General features: G+C 34.0%; 16 protein-coding genes. 10 read left to right on the top strand and 6 right to left on the bottom strand.

Going from position 1 to position 20,090, the window contains the following annotated elements; translation table 11 throughout:
• Nucleotides 1-755: 755 nt before the first annotated feature.
• The 4 genes from BKP45_RS12720 to BKP45_RS12735 all read right to left on the bottom strand — a co-directional run bounded on the left by BKP45_RS12720 (nucleotide 756) and on the right by BKP45_RS12735 (nucleotide 6,988).
• Nucleotides 756-1,922: a KamA family radical SAM protein gene (locus tag BKP45_RS12720; protein WP_071390037.1), complete on the bottom strand. Its 1,167-nt coding sequence runs from the start codon at nucleotides 1,920-1,922 to the stop codon at nucleotides 756-758.
• Nucleotides 1,923-2,111: 189 nt separating this feature from the next.
• Entirely contained in the window at nucleotides 2,112-4,055 is a 1,944-nt protein-coding gene (locus BKP45_RS12725; protein ID WP_071390165.1) for a TRAP transporter permease, read from the bottom strand.
• A 188-nt stretch (nucleotides 4,056-4,243) separates the two neighbouring features.
• Nucleotides 4,244-5,191 carry a TAXI family TRAP transporter solute-binding subunit gene (locus tag BKP45_RS12730; RefSeq protein ID WP_071390038.1) on the bottom strand — a complete coding sequence of 316 codons (948 nt, stop codon included), beginning with the start codon at nucleotides 5,189-5,191 and terminating at the stop codon, nucleotides 4,244-4,246.
• Nucleotides 5,192-5,575: 384 nt separating this feature from the next.
• Nucleotides 5,576-6,988 (bottom strand): MATE family efflux transporter, encoded by a 1,413-nt coding sequence (locus BKP45_RS12735; protein ID WP_071390039.1) that lies wholly within the window; start codon nucleotides 6,986-6,988, stop codon nucleotides 5,576-5,578.
• 154 nt (nucleotides 6,989-7,142) lie between these two features.
• On the opposite strand from BKP45_RS12735, the gene BKP45_RS12740 reads away from it, so the two are divergent.
• From BKP45_RS12740 to BKP45_RS12775, 8 genes are all read left to right on the top strand, one after another.
• Nucleotides 7,143-8,015 (top strand): AraC family transcriptional regulator, encoded by an 873-nt coding sequence (locus BKP45_RS12740; RefSeq protein WP_071390040.1) that lies wholly within the window; start codon nucleotides 7,143-7,145, stop codon nucleotides 8,013-8,015.
• A gap of 494 nt (nucleotides 8,016-8,509) precedes the next feature.
• Complete coding sequence (locus BKP45_RS12745; protein ID WP_071390041.1) at nucleotides 8,510-9,814, top strand: sugar ABC transporter substrate-binding protein; 1,305 nt, start codon at nucleotides 8,510-8,512, stop codon at nucleotides 9,812-9,814.
• A gap of 308 nt (nucleotides 9,815-10,122) precedes the next feature.
• Nucleotides 10,123-11,448: a carbohydrate ABC transporter permease gene (locus BKP45_RS12750; RefSeq protein ID WP_071390042.1), complete on the top strand. Its 1,326-nt coding sequence runs from the start codon at nucleotides 10,123-10,125 to the stop codon at nucleotides 11,446-11,448.
• 2 nt (nucleotides 11,449-11,450) lie between these two features.
• Nucleotides 11,451-12,299: a sugar ABC transporter permease gene (locus tag BKP45_RS12755; protein WP_084787894.1), complete on the top strand. Its 849-nt coding sequence runs from the start codon at nucleotides 11,451-11,453 to the stop codon at nucleotides 12,297-12,299.
• A gap of 193 nt (nucleotides 12,300-12,492) precedes the next feature.
• A complete protein-coding gene (locus tag BKP45_RS12760) occupies nucleotides 12,493-14,214 on the top strand; it encodes a glycoside hydrolase family 13 protein (protein WP_071390043.1) in 1,722 nt (573 codons plus the stop codon).
• 151 nt (nucleotides 14,215-14,365) lie between these two features.
• Nucleotides 14,366-15,412 carry a LacI family DNA-binding transcriptional regulator gene (locus BKP45_RS12765; protein WP_071390044.1) on the top strand — a complete coding sequence of 349 codons (1,047 nt, stop codon included), beginning with the start codon at nucleotides 14,366-14,368 and terminating at the stop codon, nucleotides 15,410-15,412.
• A 119-nt stretch (nucleotides 15,413-15,531) separates the two neighbouring features.
• The gene (locus BKP45_RS12770; protein ID WP_071390045.1) at nucleotides 15,532-16,617 is read left to right on the top strand and encodes an AI-2E family transporter; all 1,086 of its coding nucleotides are present in this window, start codon (nucleotides 15,532-15,534) and stop codon (nucleotides 16,615-16,617) included.
• 288 nt (nucleotides 16,618-16,905) lie between these two features.
• The gene (locus tag BKP45_RS12775; protein WP_071390046.1) at nucleotides 16,906-17,274 is read left to right on the top strand and encodes a rhodanese-like domain-containing protein; all 369 of its coding nucleotides are present in this window, start codon (nucleotides 16,906-16,908) and stop codon (nucleotides 17,272-17,274) included.
• Between the two features lie 763 nt (nucleotides 17,275-18,037).
• Here the strand turns inward: BKP45_RS12775 and BKP45_RS22130 are convergent.
• Complete coding sequence (locus BKP45_RS22130) at nucleotides 18,038-18,169, bottom strand: DUF3941 domain-containing protein (protein WP_139193821.1); 132 nt, start codon at nucleotides 18,167-18,169, stop codon at nucleotides 18,038-18,040.
• Nucleotides 18,170-18,435: 266 nt separating this feature from the next.
• On the opposite strand from BKP45_RS22130, the gene BKP45_RS12780 reads away from it, so the two are divergent.
• Nucleotides 18,436-19,284: a YitT family protein gene (locus BKP45_RS12780; RefSeq protein WP_071390047.1), complete on the top strand. Its 849-nt coding sequence runs from the start codon at nucleotides 18,436-18,438 to the stop codon at nucleotides 19,282-19,284.
• 72 nt (nucleotides 19,285-19,356) lie between these two features.
• The gene (locus BKP45_RS12785) at nucleotides 19,357-19,833 is read left to right on the top strand and encodes a BsuPI-related putative proteinase inhibitor (RefSeq protein WP_245747473.1); all 477 of its coding nucleotides are present in this window, start codon (nucleotides 19,357-19,359) and stop codon (nucleotides 19,831-19,833) included.
• A 78-nt stretch (nucleotides 19,834-19,911) separates the two neighbouring features.
• Here BKP45_RS12785 and BKP45_RS22555 read toward each other — a convergent pair whose 3' ends face one another.
• A complete protein-coding gene (locus tag BKP45_RS22555) occupies nucleotides 19,912-20,082 on the bottom strand; it encodes a hypothetical protein (RefSeq protein WP_169824107.1) in 171 nt (56 codons plus the stop codon).
• Nucleotides 20,083-20,090: the final 8 nt, after the last annotated feature.

The following is a 20,090-nucleotide window of genomic DNA, read 5'->3' on the forward strand; positions in this document are numbered from 1 at the left end:
AATTATTCAAATACCTAAAAACTAATTGGAAAATTATCACAAGACATCCTCCTATTTCATAAGATTGATAGTGTCAACTTAAACAAGTACCTAACTTACAATCAGGAAGGGGTAATAGAATGTCTTGTGGATGTAATAGTAATAAACATATGCATACGGGAGTAATGCCATACCAAATGGGTATACAGCCAGGGGTATTACCACACCATATGGGATGCCCAGCNCCAGGAATGGTACCACAGCAAATGGGAATGCCANTGCCAGCAATACCACCGCAACATATGGGGGTACCAGCNCCAGGAATGNTNCCACAGCAAATGGGAATGCCAGCGCCAGGAATGNNACCACAGCAAATGGGAATGCCAGCGCCAGGAATGNTACCACAGCAAATGGGAATGCCAGCGCCAGGAATGACACCACANCAAACTGTCGGCCAAATGCCTACTATGATAGATTATGATGATGATTTAGAAGAATTGCAAATGAATTGGAATGTAAATAATCCTAATTTATATTAGTATTTTAATATTTCCTTAGTAAGTGTTGATTGCCATTTCTTTCAACAAAAAAGGAGCTAACTTTGCTTTTAAAGTTAGCTCCTTTTTTGTACTTTAAGAAAGTTTAACTTCTCTAAAGGAATAGTATAAGAAAAACTAAGGCTTTCGCTTTAGGACTTGGCGATAAGCCAAGTTTTTCTTATAGATTAAGAAACCATAAATTTCTCCCCTTGAAAAGCCGTATAGCTTGTCGTTTTCTTAACTTCTAACTAGTTCTTTTTCACTCATGATCTCATTTGCTGATTGGATTGCTTCTTCCTTCTTGACTGGTGCTTTCCAATATTTTTCATTTCCAGGCAAATCATCAAACCAAGCGGCATCTTTTGGACAATCTAGAACCATGAACTTTCCGTATTCTTTATCTCTAGATTGATGGTATTTTAGGTATGCTTTACCATCTTCAATTGCTAGTATTTCGATTTTTCCAGATGTATGGCTCATAGACAAGCGAACGCGTTTACCTAACCCAGATGTACGTGCTTTTGCTTGTTCAACAATATGATAAGCTTCCTCTAATGTAAGTACAAAATCGTTATTTCCTGCCACCGGGCGATTGATAAAGAAATAGTAAGGTGTTACACCAGCCCATGACAATCGATCAAGTAATTCACCTAAAACAACGGGATCATCATTAATTCCTTTTAATACTGGAGTTTGGTTAACAACAATTGCTCCGGCGTCATGGAGAGCTTGAAACCCTTTTTTAGCTTCTTCTGTAATTTCTCTTGGATGATTAATATGTGCCATAATATAAATGCGTTTTTCAGGAGTTGAATATTCCCGAATAAGATTGAGGAATTCTTGATCTTCATAAATACGCATTGGGTTAAAAACCGGCATCTTTGATCCTAATCGGATAATCTTTACATGGTCAATCGCTCTTAGACGTTCTATAATCAGACGTAGTTTTTTTGTAGCTAAAATTAATGAATCGCCACCAGTAAGTAGAACGTTATTAATTTCTGGATTCTCGGCAATATACTCAATTCCAGGGTTAACGTCATTCATTGCTTCCTTAATTTCATTCCGGAACAAACGTTTTCTAAAGCAGTAACGGCAATAAGCACCGCATACTTCAGAAACGATTAATAAAGCTGTTGTTCCATATTTATGCTGGCATCCAGGAACAACATAGTTAGTCGCTTCATCGGAAGCATCCCAGCGCCCATATTCGGCAAGCTCTCCTTCATTTGGAATAACGAGTTTACGGATGGGATCGTTCGGATTATTCCAATCAATCAGACTTAAGTAATAATCATTTACACGGAAAACGTATTTCTCTGTAATTTTTTTTAATTTTTCCCGCTCAATCTCTGGTATCGCCTCAATTTTATTTATGTCAGTTACATATTTTGGCATTACCATCCTATCAGCTCCTTTTAATAGAATTATAGTAATCAAAATTAAGTATAACAAATAAAGACAAATTCGGTCAAAAAATTACTAGTTTTTATTAGATGATTACAAGAAAATGCTTTTGCGTTAAAACATATAAAAAAGAGAAACCCACAATATTTGTGAATTTCTCTAAAAAGCTCAAAAATTTCATGCTTATTAAGCATTAGCCTTTTGATTAAGATGGCTCTTTTTACGGAAATGTTGAATGGTCCCGATTGAAACAAGTAAAACTAAACCTATAAAAGAAAACACCAAGTTATTAGGATAAATCAATAAAACACCAGAAACGAGTAACATAATTCTTTCAACGAATAATGGTTTATAGACAAAATAATTCATCATCGCTGCACTAATGGCTGTCATTCCAATAAGTGCCGTTAATAATACGGGAGTAAAGGTTGAAAATGTTGCATCTTCTAATACTAAAACTGGATTATAAACGAAAACATAAGGAATGATAAATGCTGCAATAGCTAATTTCAGTGCATTAATTCCAGATTTCATAGGATTTGCCCTTGCTATCCCCGCTCCAGCGTAGGCTGCGAGACAAACAGGTGGTGTAATATCTGCAACAATTCCAAAGTAAAAAACAAACATATGGGCAGCAATAACAGGCACCCCAAATTCAAGTAATGCAGGTGCAGCCATTGAAGCAGTGACTACATAATTTGCAGTCGTTGGTAGTCCCATACCTAATAAAATACAAGCAAACATTGTAAAGAATAAAAGTAAAAAGAAACTTCCACCAGCTAAATCTAATATTCCACCAGCAATTTTTCCACCTAAACCAGTAAATACTACAATTCCAACAATTATTCCTGCACTTGCACAAGCAGCAATAACAGGCAGTGCTACTCTTGCACCTTGTTCTAAAGCTTGGAATACATCACGTATCGACATGCGTGTATCTTTTCTAGTTAAACTTACTAAAAAAGAAACTAAAATACCCCATAAAGCCGCATAAGTAGGCGTGTATCCGTAAAATAGCATACCGACGATTGTAAATAGAGGGAGGAGTAGGTCTGCGCGTTTAGCTAAACTTTTGAAAGACGGTAATTCACTTTTAGGTAAGCCTAAAATTCCACTTTTCTTTGCTTCAAAATGTACTCCCATAAACACTCCTGAAAAGTATAAGATAGCAGGTACGATTGCTATTATAATAATTTGACTATATGGGATACCAGTATATTCAGCCATAATGAATGCTGCAGCTCCCATAATTGGTGGCATGATTTGTCCACCAGTCGAAGCAGAAGCCTCAGAAGCTGCTGCAAATTCAGGTTTAAAACCAGCTCGTTTCATCATAGGTATAGTAAATGAGCCCGATCCAACAGTATTAGCGACCGAACTACCGGTCACCATACCTTGAAGTGCACTAGCAGAAACCGCAGCTTTTGCTGTTCCACCGGTAAAACGCCCTGTTGCTCCAAAGGCTAAATCATTAAAAAATTGGCCGATACCAGTTTTCGTAAGCATAACACCAAAAAATAAAAACAAATAAATAAATGTTGAAGAAATTTGAATAGGGATCCCGAAAATTGCATTGTCACTATATACAAGTCTTCTTACTAAACCTTCCCATGAAAAACCACGATGGCCAAAAACTGGAATGTATTTTCCCCATAAACCATATGCTATTGCGAGTAAAGCAATAATAACGATGGGTAAACCTACAGCACGGCGTGTTGCTTCTAGTAGTAAAGCGATTGTTAAGGAAGCAACAATAACATCTAAAGTAGAAAATCCAGTTGTTAAAGCTCGTGTCGTTAACCATTCATAATTATAAATAATATAAAAATTACAACCTAACGATAAGAAAGCGAAAAGTACGTCATACCATGCAATTCCTGGATTCTTAATAAGTGATCGCTTAACAGGGTATAAAAGAAAAATAAGCGATAATCCTGCACCAAGATGAATGGCTCCTTGAATCATAGATACATAAGACCCTTTAAGTGCAGTGTAAAGTTGAAAAAAAGTTAAAGAAATAGCAATAATCGTAATAACCCAAGCCCACTTCTTAAGGTTGGTTCTATATGCCGCTTCTCGATCATATTTGGCTAAGAGTTCTTGTTCGTTTAGATCATTTTTATTAACCATGAATTCACCACCTGAATAATAAATTAAAATCGATGAAAAAGTAGGAGGCTCAATATTTCCTGCTTTTTCATCGATATCCGTTTCAAACGGAAGTTTTTGATGAAAATACAATATAAGTAATATGGAAAAGATACTCGTTTGATACGTATAAAATAGACCGAACGTAAAGTCCGGTCTATTTTTCTAAATTATTTAAGACCAATTTCTTTGAAGTACTTTTCTGCTCCTGGATGGAAAGGTAAACCTTCTGACCCATTAAGAGCATTTTCGATTGTTAAATGTTGTGCTTGATCATGTGTAACCTTAGTAGCATTTTCAAACATAGCTTTTGTGATGTTATAGCCTAAATCTTCATCAATTGTATCTAAAGATCCTACTAAAACTGCATATGCAGTAACTGTACTTACAGGTGCATCTAAGAATTCATATGCATCCGCAGGGATTTCTAAGTGACCGTACTCGCTATTAGCTAGGATGTAATCTAAGGCTTCGCCTTCGATATCAAGAATAACAATATCGCGGTTTAGTGCTAATTCTGTTACAGCTGAAGCAGGTAATCCTAGTAAACCAAATAGAGCGTCGATGTTTCCATCTTGTAATTGACCAGCAGCATTACCGAATCCTTCAGCAAATTCAGTATAGTCACCATCCTCAATGCCATGTGCTTCAAGAATTAATTTAGCCGCAGCTTGAGTACCACTACCGGCTGGACCAATTGCTACTCGTTTTCCTGCTAAATCAGCAATTGAAGTAATACCTGAATTCTTTGTTGTGACAACTTGCATAACTTCAGGATAAATGTGGCCGATAAAACCGAAATTTTCTACAGGTGCATCAAAGGCACCTTCTCCATTAACTGCTTCCTGAGCAGGAATGTGAACAGTCATTCCTAGGTCCATTTCTCCTTGGCCAATCATAGAAAGATTTTCAACAGATGCACCTGATGAAACTGCACTTACTGAAAGACCATCGATTTCAGCGCTAACAACGTTAGCAATTTCTGTCCCGAGTGGGTAATATGTACCGCCTGGACTTCCAGTTCCAAGTTGCAATTGTGTTTCAGTGTCACCACAAGCAACTAGAAGTAGAGAAATGCTCAGTAGCAAACTGAAAAGAACCAACATTTTCTTTTTCAAATTAATTCCCCCTATTTTTATTTTATTAATAATTTCTACTAACATAAATTATGTATGCTAGGTATCTATATATTATTTTACACAGAGAAATATTTTTTTGTCAAAAAAGATTTAGTAGAAACTTTTTTGAATGGTGATCTTTTAAACTATACATAATGAAAAAATTAAAAAAAAGGCTGTTATATCGAGTACTCAGTAAAACAGCCTTCAAGCAAGGGGAGTATGAGTTTAAAAATGATTAAAAGGTTTTCCAAACTCATGTTACTGTTATTTTATGTTAAATAAATTTGCTAAACAAGTTATTGATAACAAAAAGTGTGGGAAGTAATATTACAAATTATTAAGTTACATAGTTGACCGATTACAAAAGGAGAAAGGAATTGATTAATGAAACGTTGAAGGGACACGTTTTTTTTCTTGGATGGACAATGGCCTTACAGTTTCTTTGTCTACAAAGGACATTTGCTTCCATTTTTTTGACCTCCAACGTTTTAACATTAGTAAACCCCGTAGCCATTCGTCGGCACTGAAGGCAATCCAGACACCAATTAGTCCTAGGCCAAAGTGAATTCCTAAAAGGTATGAAAGGACAACAGCAACTCCCCACATTGAAATAATTCCTATATAAACTGGGAACTTCACATCTCCCGCAGCTCGTAATGAACTGATTACTACAAGGTTAAAAGCTCTTCCAGGCTCTAAAATTATGGTTAAAAATAGAAGTGTACTACCAATGGTAATAATTTCTGGATTATTTGTGAAAATACTAAACAAAGGCTTACTAAACAAGGTGAAAATAATAGCCATTACAGTAGAGACGAATATGGCAATTTTTAGACTTTTTATACACCGTTTGTAGGCAGCTACAAATTTCTCTGCACCGACGTATTGACCGATTAAAATTTGTGTACCTTGGCCAATGGCAATAGAGAAAAGTAAAATAAACATCATGATGTTTTGTGTATAAACTTTAGAGGTTAAGGCTATTGTTCCCATAGAAGCTATGAAATAAGTGATTGCTATTTGAGATGTATTATATGCGATATGTTCACCAGCTGATGGTATGCCGATTTTTAAAAGTTTTTTTAGTTCCTCCTTAGGGAACTTTTTAAAAAGAAATGCAATTGGGATATTTCCTTTTGTCCGGTAATAAAGAATAATGATCATCGCAGTAAGACCAATTGTTCGACTAAGTGTAGTGGAGATAGCTACCCCAGTAACACCTAATACCGGGAAACCAAATGGACCAAAAATAAAAAAGTAGTTTCCTATGACATTGATTAAATTCATTCCAAAGGTTACATACATTGCATCTTTTGTAAAGCCGTGACTTCTTATGATGGCAGCAATGGTTAATATTAATGCTTGAATAAATGACAATCCACCGACAATTTGTAAATAGATTAAAGACGAGTCCGTTAGCTCTGAAGGGATATTCATTGCCTTTAATATAGTAGGTGCAAGTATGAATATAATAATGCTTAACAAAATTCCGAAAATTAGATTTGCAGCGATAGAAACAACGCCGATTTTGTTTGCTTCTTCTTCTTTTTTTGCACCTACATATTGAGCAATTAGAATACTAGTACCTGCTGCAATAAAGCCAAACATGACAATAATTAGATTAAGTACTTGGTTAGCAACACCTACTGATGCAACAGCGTTATCATCATATTGACTTAGCATTAACGTATCAGCACTACCCATTAACATGTGTAATAAGATTTCAATGAAGATAGGCCAAGTTATAGCAAATAAAGTTAGCCTTTCTGTTTTATTAGATTTTAACTTATTCATCTAGTTTTTCCTCCGATTTTCTATGGCTTGATGCGTTATTATTGGACATATACGAATTTTTCAGTATCATTAGTGTAAACGTTTTTCTATATGATAAAAAGACATAATAACGATAATAATTGGATTTTTCCGACCTTGAAGGAGTGGCTTTATTTTGAATACTTTGTGTTTCTTAGCTCCACCTTACCCGACATATATTAATGGTAGAGCACACTGCTTTAAAAAAGGTAAGAAGCATATTAAAAGAGTTTTTACTGTTTTTGATCTATTAGTTGTAAAAAGTGGAGTCATTTATATGTGCGAAAATGGTGTGAATTATGATGTGAAAGAAGGGCAATATATCATTTTGGCACCTGGTCTTGAACACTTTAGTTATAAGCCTTGCGATACAGATACACATTACTATTGGTTGCATTTTGATATAGATGTACATTATGAACTAAAAGAAGTTGCTGATATTAATTGGGGTATGATTATCAAGCAAGAAAAAACAGGAATTGAAGCTGCAAAACATGTATTGCATATCCCGAGATACGGCACTCTTATTAACGAAAAATTTATAGATTCTGAAATAACGCGTTTATTTTCTTTAGATAGTTCCAATAAGCCTGAAAAACGATTAAAAGAACAAATTATTTTTCAAGAAATATTATTACAGTTGCAATCGGATGCTATTCGAATACCGACAAGTGCTGAACAAGTTACAAAACATGCAATAGCATTTATTCAAGCGAATTATTATAAGGAAACGATAAAAATGGACAATCTTTCCAAAGAGTTACTTCTTCATCCTGACTATATAACACGATGTATGCAAAAAACGTTAGGGGTAACACCAATGCATTATCTAACTTCCTATCGATTGACCAAAGCAAAAAATTTCTTATCAAATACAAATGAGAAGCTAGATTCAATTTCAAGACAAATAGGAATTCAGGATAGTGCATACTTTACAAGAGTGTTTAAAAAAAATGAAGGAATAACACCAAGCGATTTTCGTAGATTAGCCAGACGGGAAGGGAAGTAAATAAAAGTAGATATTAACACCATACTGAAGAAATATTTCAGGCATTTTTCACTATTTATATAATCAAAGATATAAAGGAGAGTAGTGCAAACGAGTGCGTTGTGTTCAGGGGTGTGGTCATTATAACATCTCTGCAAAGGCTTTCCCCTATATTTTTCCTATAACATTAATTAAAGATATTCCTAAAAAACTCTTGTTTTTTTTACGAGTCATAGTATAATAGCTTTAAAGACAAACAGTGCAAGCGTTTTCCTTGATAGGTACGTAATGTTTATTTTTTTAAAACAGTGCGCAAACGTTTGTCTTGAGTGAGGTTGGATGCTTTGGAATTTGTGATAGTCAAAAATATTAAAGTAAGAATTTTTTGCATAGTTATTTAAATTTATATTCATACTTAGTAAGAAATTTCTTGCTTTCGTGTTTGATGGCATTACTTGTAAGCGGTTCATCTCATTCTACTGAAAACTCTATTGAAAATATAAGGGGGAAAGAAAATGGTAAAGAATACGAAATTTTTATTACTTTCATTATTGATGATAATGATGCTGACTTTAGTTGCTTGTGGTGGGAATGATGATGCTGCTAAAGAAGACACGGATGGAGCTGTAGATAATGGAGTAAATGAAGAAAGTGATTTTGATTTTGAAATTGTACCAGAAGAAGGAGCGGAACTTTTATTTTGGAGTGAAGGAGATGAAAACTTAGATTGGGCAAGGGAAATGGCAGAAGCATTTGAAGCTGAGTATGGAGTTCCTGTACAGGTAGAAGAAGTTAACCAAGAAGATGCTCCAGAACGTTTAGCTACAGACGGGCCATCTGGACTTGCTGGTGATGTATTTGCTTCAACTCATGATCGAATTGGACGAGCAATATCTGCGGGATTAGTATTAGAAAATTTCTGGCCAGAGGAATATGAAGCTGAATTTATGGATGCAGCGATACAAGCAACTTCATTTGATGATGTTCTTTATGGTTACCCGGCCCGAATTGAAACATATGCACTTTATTATAATAAAGATTTAGTAGATACACCTCCTGCAACTATGGATGAATTTATTGCAGTTGCAAAAGAGCTTAATGATGAGATTGATCGTGGCTTTATGATGGAGCCTGGAAATTTCTATTTCACATATGGATTTTTCGGTGGCTATGGTGGTTATGTATTTGGTGATAATAACACAGATGTAAGTGAGATTGGGCTAAATAATGAAGGTTCTGTGAAGGCAGTTGAATTAATTAAGGAGCTTCGTGATGAAATTGCTCCTGGTGTAGCGGCTGAAGACATCACTTATGATGTAAGAACATCACTTTTTGAAACAGGAGATATGGCATTCGATATTAATGGACCATGGGCAATTCAAGGATATAGAAGTGCTGGAATCGACTTTGGTATTACGCCACTACCTGTTCTAGATAATGGACAAAATCCTACAAGCTTCTCTGGTGCAGGTGCCTTTTATGTAAATGCATATACTCCATACCCTGATGCTAGTGCGTTATTTGCAAAATTTATTACTAGTGAGGAAAATTTATTGAAATTATATGAAACAGTTGGTCACCTACCACCACGTTTAGCACTTCTTGATAACGAAGTTATTCAAAGCAATCCATTTGCAGTAGCATTCCTTGAGCAAGCGGAGCATGCTGTTCCAATGCCAAATGTTCCTGAAATGCCTTTAGTTTGGGGACCGATGGAAGCAGCGGTAAACGAGGTTTGGAATAATGATGTTGATATCCAAGAAGCTTTAGATCGTGCAGTTAATACGATTGAAAACGCAATTAGAGAACAGCAGCAGTAACGTCAGTCCTTAGAATATGAAAATAGTAAATGATTTGATCATTGAGAAAGGTTAAGAATTTCTTACCTTCTCAATGATCAGCATTTATCCCGTACTTAAGGGGCAGTAATACCCCCATCTCAAAACGAATGAAAATCAGAAAACCTAGGTGGAGGTAATCTGCTCCTAAAGATCTGATATAGCGTACTTTTCAATTGATGGTCAATAAAAGTAAGCCTTTTTACCGACTGAATTTAAATCTAATAACAGTAGGAATCGAAGGTGTAATAAAAAAGAATGTCACTCTAAAGTAAAGGAGTATGAATACTATGGAGAATAAGCTTCAAATATCAAGCACTCATAATAGCCATAGCAAGATCGCTGCTGTGTTATCAGCACTTTTTATGGGGTTAGGGCAAATTTATAATAAACAGTATATCAAGGGTATACTATTATCTTTGAGCAAGGTTTTAGTATTAGTCTTTTTTTCAAGACCGATTATTGATGGATTGTATGGGTTAATTACCTTAGGTGAAACACCCCAAGTAAGACAACGAGGACGTATCATTGAGCAAGGAGATCATTCAATTTTATTGATGGCAGAAGGACTTCTCTTATTGTTTTTACTTATTGCTATATTATTTGTTTATTATTTTAATATTCGTGACGCCTATCAAATCGGTAAATTACGCGAACAGGGAAAAGCTATTCAACCGTTTAAAGCTACGATGAAAAATGTTTGGGAAAACGGTTTCGCATATATACTAATCACTCCTACAGCTTTGTTCATGGTTCTATTAACAGTTTTTCCGTTAATATTTACTGCTTTAATAGCATTTACCAATTATTCCTCCCCTAACTACTTACCGCCAGCTAATTTAGTAGATTGGGTTGGACTTCAACAGTTTGTTCGATTATTTACAATGGAATCGTGGAGAGGAACGTTTATTGGGGTTTTCTCTTGGACAATCATTTGGGCAACGTTATCAACTGTGATGGTCGTATTTTTTGGTCTTTTTGTAGCAGTTGTATTGTCGCAAAAAGTAGTAAAGTTTACGAAGTTTTGGAGGAATTTATTTATCCTACCGTGGGCAGTACCAGGTTTTGTGACAATCTTAATTTTTAGAAGTATGTACAACGGTCAGTATGGAATTATTAATGATATGTTAAGAGCAGTCGGCTTAAATGGAATTCCATGGTTATCGGATCCGCTGTGGGCAAAAGTAGCAGTTTTATTAACCAATCTTTGGTTAGGTTTTCCATTTTGGATGGCATTGTTTACTGCAATATTAACAACAATTAGTAAAGAGCTTTATGAAGCAGCCCAAGTCGATGGTGCAACAATTGTTCAGCAGTTCAGAAAAATAACTTTTCCAATTGTAATGGTAGCCGCAGTTCCATTAATGGTCTTTACATTTGCATTTAATTTTAACCAATTAACATTCATTTATTTAATGACTGAAGGTGGACCGACGAATTCTAATTACAACTTTGCAGGTCACACTGATATTCTACTATCATGGATCTTTAAAATGACACTAGATAACGGTCAATATGCGATTGCATCTGCTGTTGCATTATTGGTTTTCCTTATCATTGCATGTTTTGCGTATTTTAATTTGAAAAATACGAAATCAATGAAAGGGGATTTTTAATCATGATTACAAAACAAAAGTTTATGAAATTCACTAATTATTTTATTGTCTATAGCATTTTAATCATTTTAGCGCTTATTTGTCTGTTTCCAGTTTACTTTGTATTTATAGGATCGGTTAATCCTGGTAGTTCACTACGCGCAGCTCAAATTTTTCCAAGTTTTTCTGACTTGAACTGGGGTCATTACCGTGCGTTGTTTGATGATTATAATTATGTCACTTGGTACAAAAATACAATGAAAATTGCTGTGTCAAACATGCTTATTGCTACATTCTTTGGAGTTTTATCAGGATATGCTTTTTCAAGATTTAATTTTAAAGGCAAAAGACAAGGTTTGATGGCCATTATCATTTTGCAAATGTTCCCGACAATTATGGGGATGATCGCGATCTACACTTTGTTAGGTTCTTTTGGGTTATTAGATACTCATCTCGGTTATATTTTAGTTTTAGCTGCTGGGAGTGTTGCGTTTAATACTTGGATTGTTAAAGGTTTTTTTGATGGTATTCCAAGAAGTTTAGAGGAGGCAGCAAGGATTGATGGAGCTTCTAATTTACAAATTTTTGTTCAAGTTATGCTTCCACTTGCAACGCCAATAGTTGCTTTTGTTGCCTTTAATAGTTTTATTGCTGCAAGTATGGACTTTATTATGGCGGAAGTTATTCTTCGTTCAAGTAATCAATGGACATTAGCTCAAGGATTGTTTACATTAATTTCTGGTCAGGCGAATAACAATTTTACGGTGTTTGCAGCTGGAGCAGTATTAATTTCAATCCCACTTATGTTAGGATTTTTCATATTCCAAAAATATATAGTAGAAGGATTAACAGCTGGTGCTGAAAAAGGATAATTAATAAAGTAGGTGCTTTTCATGCTTAAAAGGTTCAAAGTGTTATCAATTATATTGTTAGTTTTAGCAGCTGGTATGATTATATATTCAACATTGCTCCTTTGGATCGTAACGAATTCTTAAATAAAAGAGTAGATCGTATAGGGGTAAAGGGATTATTAATAGTGAGTGAGATATGAGAAGGGTGGAGAATATGGTTAAAACATGGTGGAAAGAAGCAGTAGCTTATCAAATTTATCCACGAAGTTTCATGGATTCAAATGGAGATGGAATTGGTGATATTCAAGGAGTTATATCTAAACTAGATTATCTAAAGGGTTTAGGAATAGATGTTATTTGGATAGGCCCGATATATAGTTCTCCAAATGATGATAACGGTTATGATATAAGTGATTATAAAGGGATTATGGAGGATTTTGGAACGATGGCTGATTTTGATACGCTACTAAATGAAGTTCATTCCAGAGGCATGAAATTAATCATGGATTTAGTCATCAATCATACATCTGACGAGCATCCTTGGTTTATTGAAGCGCGATCTTCAAAGGAAAATCCATATAGAGATTATTATATTTGGCATCCAGGGAAAAAAGGAAAGGAGCCGAATAATTGGGAATCTATTTTTAGCGGTTCTGCTTGGGAATTTGATGAGAAAACAAATGAGTATTATTTACATGTTTTTTCACGTAAACAGCCTGATTTGAACTGGGAAAATAATGTTGTCCGAAAAGAGCTGTACGAGATGATAAATTGGTGGTTAGATAAAGGAATAGATGGCTTCCGTGTAGATGCTATTTCTCATATTAAAAAGTTAAAGGGTTTCCCAGATATGCCGAATCCAAAGAAGTTAAAATACGTCCCTTCACTTGATGGCCATATGAACCAAAAAGGAATAGATGTTTTTCTAAAAGAATTAAAACGTGAAACTTTCGACAAATACGATATTATGACAGTTGGTGAAGCAAATGGTGTGAAAGCTGAACATGCAGAGGAATGGGTGAGTGAAAAAAGTGGTTATTTTAATATGATATTTCAATTTGAACATTTAGATCTTTGGGGTAAAAATACAGAAAAAGGGATAGATCTCGCTGCACTCAAAGAAACATTTACTAAATGGCAAAAAGAACTAGACGGGAAAGGTTGGAATGCACTTTTTCTAGAAAACCATGATCAACCACGTTCTGTATCTACGTGGGGAAACAGTGATAAATTCCGAGTAGAGTCTGCTAAAGCTTTAGCTACATTATATTTTTTAATGCAAGGAACCCCTTTCATTTACCAAGGCCAGGAAATTGGTATGACCAATGTAAAGTTTAATTCCATTGAAGATTATAATGATGTTGCAATTAAAAACTTATATAAAAGTGAAATTGAAAATGGAAAAACTCATGAGGAAATTATGGATATTATTTGGAAAAATGGACGTGATAATTCTCGTACTCCTATGCAATGGAATGATGAAGAGAATGCAGGATTTACTACAGGGCAACCATGGTTAAAGGTGAATCCAAATTATAAACAAATTAATGTTCAACAATCAATCGAAGATCCGAACTCTATTTACAATTACTATAAGAAGTTAATCCAATTACGTAATGAAATACCGGCTTTAGTATATGGAAGTTATGAGTTAGTTTTAGAAGAACATGAATATATTTACGCATATACTAGGACCTTAGCGGATGAAATAGTATTAATTCTGACTAACCTTTTTGAAGAGGAAGCAGAGTTTACTTTACCTGAAACACTTATTGATAAACCAAGAAAATTCTGTATTGGTAACTATGATGTTGACCCTATAGAAGATATAAAAAAAGTAGTTTTAAAACCTTACGAGGCAAGAGTTTATTTATTAAAAACAAACAAGAATAGTATTAGCATGAAAAACACAAGTGAACTAGCTTCAACAAGATAACACTAAAGATATGGGAGGGGTAAATTATTATATCTTTCCATATCTTTTTCTTCGAGTATTTTGAAATAGAAAAATTTCATTGTTAAAGGATATAAAAATAGCTAAAATATATAAAGATAGTTAATAAATAAAGAGGGAAAAGAGGAGAACTATGGCAGTAACAATTAAAGACGTTGCAAAACTAGCAAATGTCGCTCCTTCCACAGTATCTCGTGTTATAGCTAATAGTCCTAGAATTAGTGAAAAGACAAAAGTAAAAGTTCGAGAAGCGATGGAGAAACTAGGTTATCATCCAAACTTTCATGCTAGAAGTTTAGCAAATAAGAGTACAAATACAATAGGTATTGTCATGCCTAGCTCAGCAAATAAATCGTTCCAAAACCCCTTCTTCCCTGAAGTTATTCGGGGAATAAGTTCCAAAGCTTATCAAGAAAATTACGGCTTGTATTTATCAACAGGACAAACAGAAGAAGAAATCTTTCAAGAAGTCGTACATATGGTGCAAGGAGGAAGAGTAGATGGGATTATTCTTCTGTATTCAAGAGTAAATGATAAAATTATGCCTTATTTACAACAACAAAAATTTCCTTTTGTTTTAATAGGGCGTCCATACAATGAAGAAATTCATAGCATTACTTATGTGAATAACGACAATTACAAAGCTGCGAAAACGGTTACGGAGTATTTGTTGTTGTTGGGGCATCGGAATATTGCTTTTATTGGTGGAGAGTTAGACTTTGTTGTAGCAGTCGACCATAAGAAAGGCTATGAACAGGCACTAAAAAATGCAAAAATTCCTATTAGGGAAGAATATATTATTTCGCATCATGAATTAGAGCAAGGAGGAGAGGATGCGATCATTCAGTTAATGAGTTCATCAGTACCACCAACCGCACTTATCGGTTTAGATGATATTATGACTTTCGGATTGTTAAAGATGTTTAGTGAAATGGGAATACGTGTTCCTGATGATATATCAATTGTTAGTTTTAATAATGTTTTGATTTCAGAGCTTTCTTCTCCACCTATGACCACTGTCGACATTAATATTTTCGGACTAGGCTTTGAAGCGATGAAGCTTTTAGTTGAAAAAATTAAAGAACCTACAAAAGAAGTTAAAAGTGTGATAATCCCTCACAAATTAGTAAAGCGTCAAACATGTAAAGCGTTAAATAGATCTGAAAAAAAGGATGAATGAGCACTTTAGTCTTCATCTTTTTTGAGTGGTAATAAATAGAAAAAATTAAATGAATTGTGCTATAATTAAACAAGCTTATTTTATTTCATAAGAAAGTGAAAAAGAGTGGTGAGTACTTGTTGTCACAATATAAATGGTTTCGTGTATTTTTAGGAATTATTATGTTGTTTTTAATTATATACTTAGGAACACTTGTACAATTTATATTTCGGCCAATTGTTGTTTTTGTAGAAGCGCTATTTGTTCCGTTTCTCCTTGCCGGAGTTTTGTATTATTTATTTCGACCAATCGTAAATTTGCTACATAAACAAAAGCTTCCGAAAACATTAGCTATCATAATCATCTACTTAGCTGTTGTTGGATTAATAACATTATTAGTATTATTAATTGGTCCAATTTTACAAAAACAGGTGAACAGTCTAGTCAATAACCTTCCATATTTAATTAATGAGATACGTGCATTAATTATTCAACTTCAAGAAAATGACTGGATTAATCGTTTTGAATGGTCAGAAACATTGTCTTTCGATACGCTTTCAGCTAATACGACTCATTATGTTAATCAAGCATTTAATATAATTAGCACTAATATTGCTGGATTATTTAGTTTTATTACGAATGTTGTCGTTGTATTTATTATTATTCCATTCATTCTTTTTTACATGTTAAAAGAAGGTGAAAAAGCTCCTAATCAAGTGTTAAAACTACTACCTGAGAAACAAAGAATCGAAGGACAAAAAATATTAGGAGAAATGGATGTAAAATTAAGTTCTTATATTCAAGGTCAAATACTTGTGAGTATGTGTGTTGGAATCTTGATGTATGCAGGTTTCTTAATTATAGACATAGAGTATTCATTAATTTTAGCTTTAGTTGCTATGTTTACGAATGTCATTCCTTTTGTAGGTCCATGGATTGGAACTGTGCCAGCTGTTATTGTAGCAATTATTCATTCACCATTTATGGTATTAAAAGTCTTGATTGTGATTGTTGTTGTTCAGCAATTCGAAAGTAATTTTATTTCACCACAAATTATGGGGAAAAAACTGGCTGTACATCCGTTAACAATAATATTACTTTTAATTGTTGCTGGAAGGTTTGCAGGAATTATTGGAATGTTATTAGCGGTGCCAACTTATGCAGTATGTAAAGTTGTTGTATCACATACATATCGCTTACTGAAGTTGAGAAATAGAATAGAGTGATAAGGATCATTGGTCAAATTTTTTCCTCCTTGGATAAAATAAATTAATGGAACAAAATATAAACAGAAGTACAATGATATGTACTTCTGTTTTTGATGTTTATTGGAGTTGTTTACTTATCTTTAATCGTTTGAAAGGTTGAAATTCAACGCTTAGGAGCATGATTATTGATAGTTATTATGTAGGGATATAGAAACGTAAAATATGGCAGCACATTCCTTGTAAAAAGATATATAGTCAAGTAAACTGTATGTGTATAGTGTTAATTGTTGGAGGTGGAGGTTTAATATGGCTTTTATTAATGAAGGTGTTAAACAAATTGATGTAAATGAACTAAAACAAATTCTTAAAGATAAACCAAAGAATACAGTAATTATAGATGTGAGAGAGCGAGAAGAGTATGAAGCTTTTCACATTCCTGGTATTCCATTAATACCGATGCATAACATACCAAATATTTTAGAAGATTTAAAAAGTGATAAAGAGTATATTCTCGTTTGCCGTAGCGGAAGTCGGAGTCACCATGTAGCTCGATTTTTGATAGAAAATGGAATAAAAGAAGCGCATAATTTTTATGGTGGAATGCTCACATGGGATGATGAAGTTAAGACAGGTTTAGAAAATGTTGTAACTGATGTTTCAAAGCTATATCAGTAAGTAGGAGGGAAAACCTTCTGCTTACTTTTTTATTGTTTATCTTATATCGTATATCTTTGTAATTCGGCCTAATTATCATTAAAAGTTACGAGTAGAATTTAATGTAGATATATCGACTTTTCGTTTACCGCAACAAATGGGGCATTTTACTTTAACATTGAAAAGAATAAAGCGAGATTCCTCTACTTTGCCAGTACCTTTACATTTTTTACAAACCACAATAATTGCCATATCGTCACCTCATTTTGGTTTGGTACAAGGATTAAAAAGAAAATTCAGACTTTGGTTTGCAATATAAGATTAGTTATATATCTACCACTATAACAATAATAACATATACCTCCAACTAAAGTTACTTATAACTATTCTATAGTTAGTAATATTATGTAACCTAAAAAGTATAGAGTTAACCAGATATGAAATAAAAAAGGAGAAAGTTATCCTACAACTAAGAAACAGTCAGACAACCCACCTCAAAACTTAGAATATCGAAAAGTTTAGGTGGGGGATGAAAGAAAACCCCCACTGATTGAAGTTCAGCATTATGTGGATGAACAAGGGTGCTTTCGATTTTCTTATAAGGTAAAGTATAAAATTTCTAACTTAGAAACTGTCTAGCTCCAGGTGCCCTATCGACTAGAAAGCTTCCTTCGTCTCGTCTACGATAAGTCGAGAACGAAAGTCTAACGACTTTCGACTCTCCTATATCTCACTCGACTCAGTCCATCTTTTTACGTCTAGAGCTGCGGCGCTTGCGCTTTTCTTATAAATGGTCTGTTTTTTTAGAGAATTGTCTTTCGCCACGTTCAGTGTTCTTCCCTCTTTGAACATTTTTTATATGGCGTTTTGCATTATTGTCCTGTTTCTTTTTATCGTTATCTTTCGTATGAGGCATTTTTTAAAGCTCCTTTCACTTAAAGTCTATAGATATTTTTTCCAAACAAAAGGTATTTATGTGAGTGAATTTCATAATTACCAAAATCGAGCCTCATACATTTATCTCTAGTTACGAAAGGTTCAACGTACCTAGGGGTAGTATCTTAGTGGCAAGAATCATGAATTGTGAAAATTAATTGTAATGAGCCTTTTATGAAAAATGGTATGTTCTAAAATAGGAAAGACTGTATAATAGGTTAGATATTGTAAAGTTTAGGGTGAAATATGAACAAAGAAAGGAGCTTTTTAATTTTGGAAGAAATAAAGAAAATAATAATATATATAATTGGTTCAATTTTATTAGCAGTATCGTTAAACTTCTTTTTAATACCAGCAAACGTTTTTGCAAGTGGATTTACTGGTGTAGCTCAAATATTAGGGGCGCTAACACCTTTATCAACGGGTATTTTTCTATTCATACTAAACATCCCTGTTGCTATTTTAGGTTGGTTAAAAATAGGAAAACGTTTTACTCTATATAGTTTTTTTAGTGTAGCTGTAACAACAATCTCTTTAGAGATTTTACCAATTGTCTCAATCTCTCAGGATATTTTGTTAAACTCGGTTTTCGGTGGAGTTATTATGGCTATTGGTGCTGGTCTTATTTTAAAATATGGTGCTTCCTCAGGGGGAGTTGATATTATAGCTTTAGTATTAGCGAGGTATAGTGAACGACCTCTAGGAACATATTTCTTTGTCATTAATGGTGCGATTGTATTAACCGCGGGTCTACTTTTCGATTGGGAAAAAGCATTATATACGTTGGTAACACTATATGTTTGTTCGAGAATTATTGATACTATCCACACTCGCCATGTGAAGCTAACTGCGTTAATTGTAACTAGTAAACCTGATGAATTACAAGCTGCGATTCATGAAAAGCTTACAAGAGGAATAACACGTATTCCAGCTAGAGGTGGGTATTCTAAAGAAGATAAAGAGATGCTTATGATCGTTATCACTAGATATGAACTATATCATCTGAAGAAGATTATTGAAGAAAAAGACGATAAAGCTTTTACTAATATTGTTGAAACAGCCGGAATTTATGGAATGTTTAGAAAAGAGAGTTAGGTGAATTTTCAGTCTAACTGTTTAAAATAACGGGATAAAAATAATGTATGGAAGGTGGTGAAATTTTTGTTAATGGTCAGTAAATTCATCATCCTAATGAGTATTATTGTTATTGGTGGCTGTGGTACTAGTAATCAAACGAATGATAATCAAGGTGAGGATGGAAAAAAGATGGTAAGTACTAATATTAGTGTTTCTGAATTAAACAGTAAGCTTATGTTTGAGTTGTCTTTAACTAATAACACTGATGAACACAAACAATTACAATTTCCTTCTGGGCAACAATTTGAAATAACTGTCATTGATGAAAATGATAATATTGTTTATCGTTATAGTGATGGAAAAATGTTTACGATGGCAATAGTGATGAAAGAACTAAAATCTTCTGAGACGCTAAATTGGTCAGAAGAATGGGATATGAAAGTAAATGGGGAAAGAATTTCAGCAGGAACTTACACTACTATTGGTGAACTACAAATTATGGCGATCAACGAAGAAAATGTTGAGCGAGATCAATTTAAGGTCGAAAAGTCAATTACTGTTGAATGAAGGTGGAGCATAAAGTGCCCCACCTTCTTATTTTTCCACTTGCAATGAACGCATTGACTCACAAAGGAAAGTTCAGCTTTATCGATTTGGTATATCTTTTTGTACTCGTTTTTTTACAGCTTCTAAAAATAATTTCCATTCATCACTGAGGTTTTCTTTATTAGAAGTGTAAGTCTTTTTTTTCGGTAATTCCTTTGACATATGCCAATAATGATGAAAGGTTTCAGGTAATTGATCTTTGGAAGTCATTTTATACT

Source organism: Anaerobacillus alkalidiazotrophicus, from assembly GCF_001866055.1.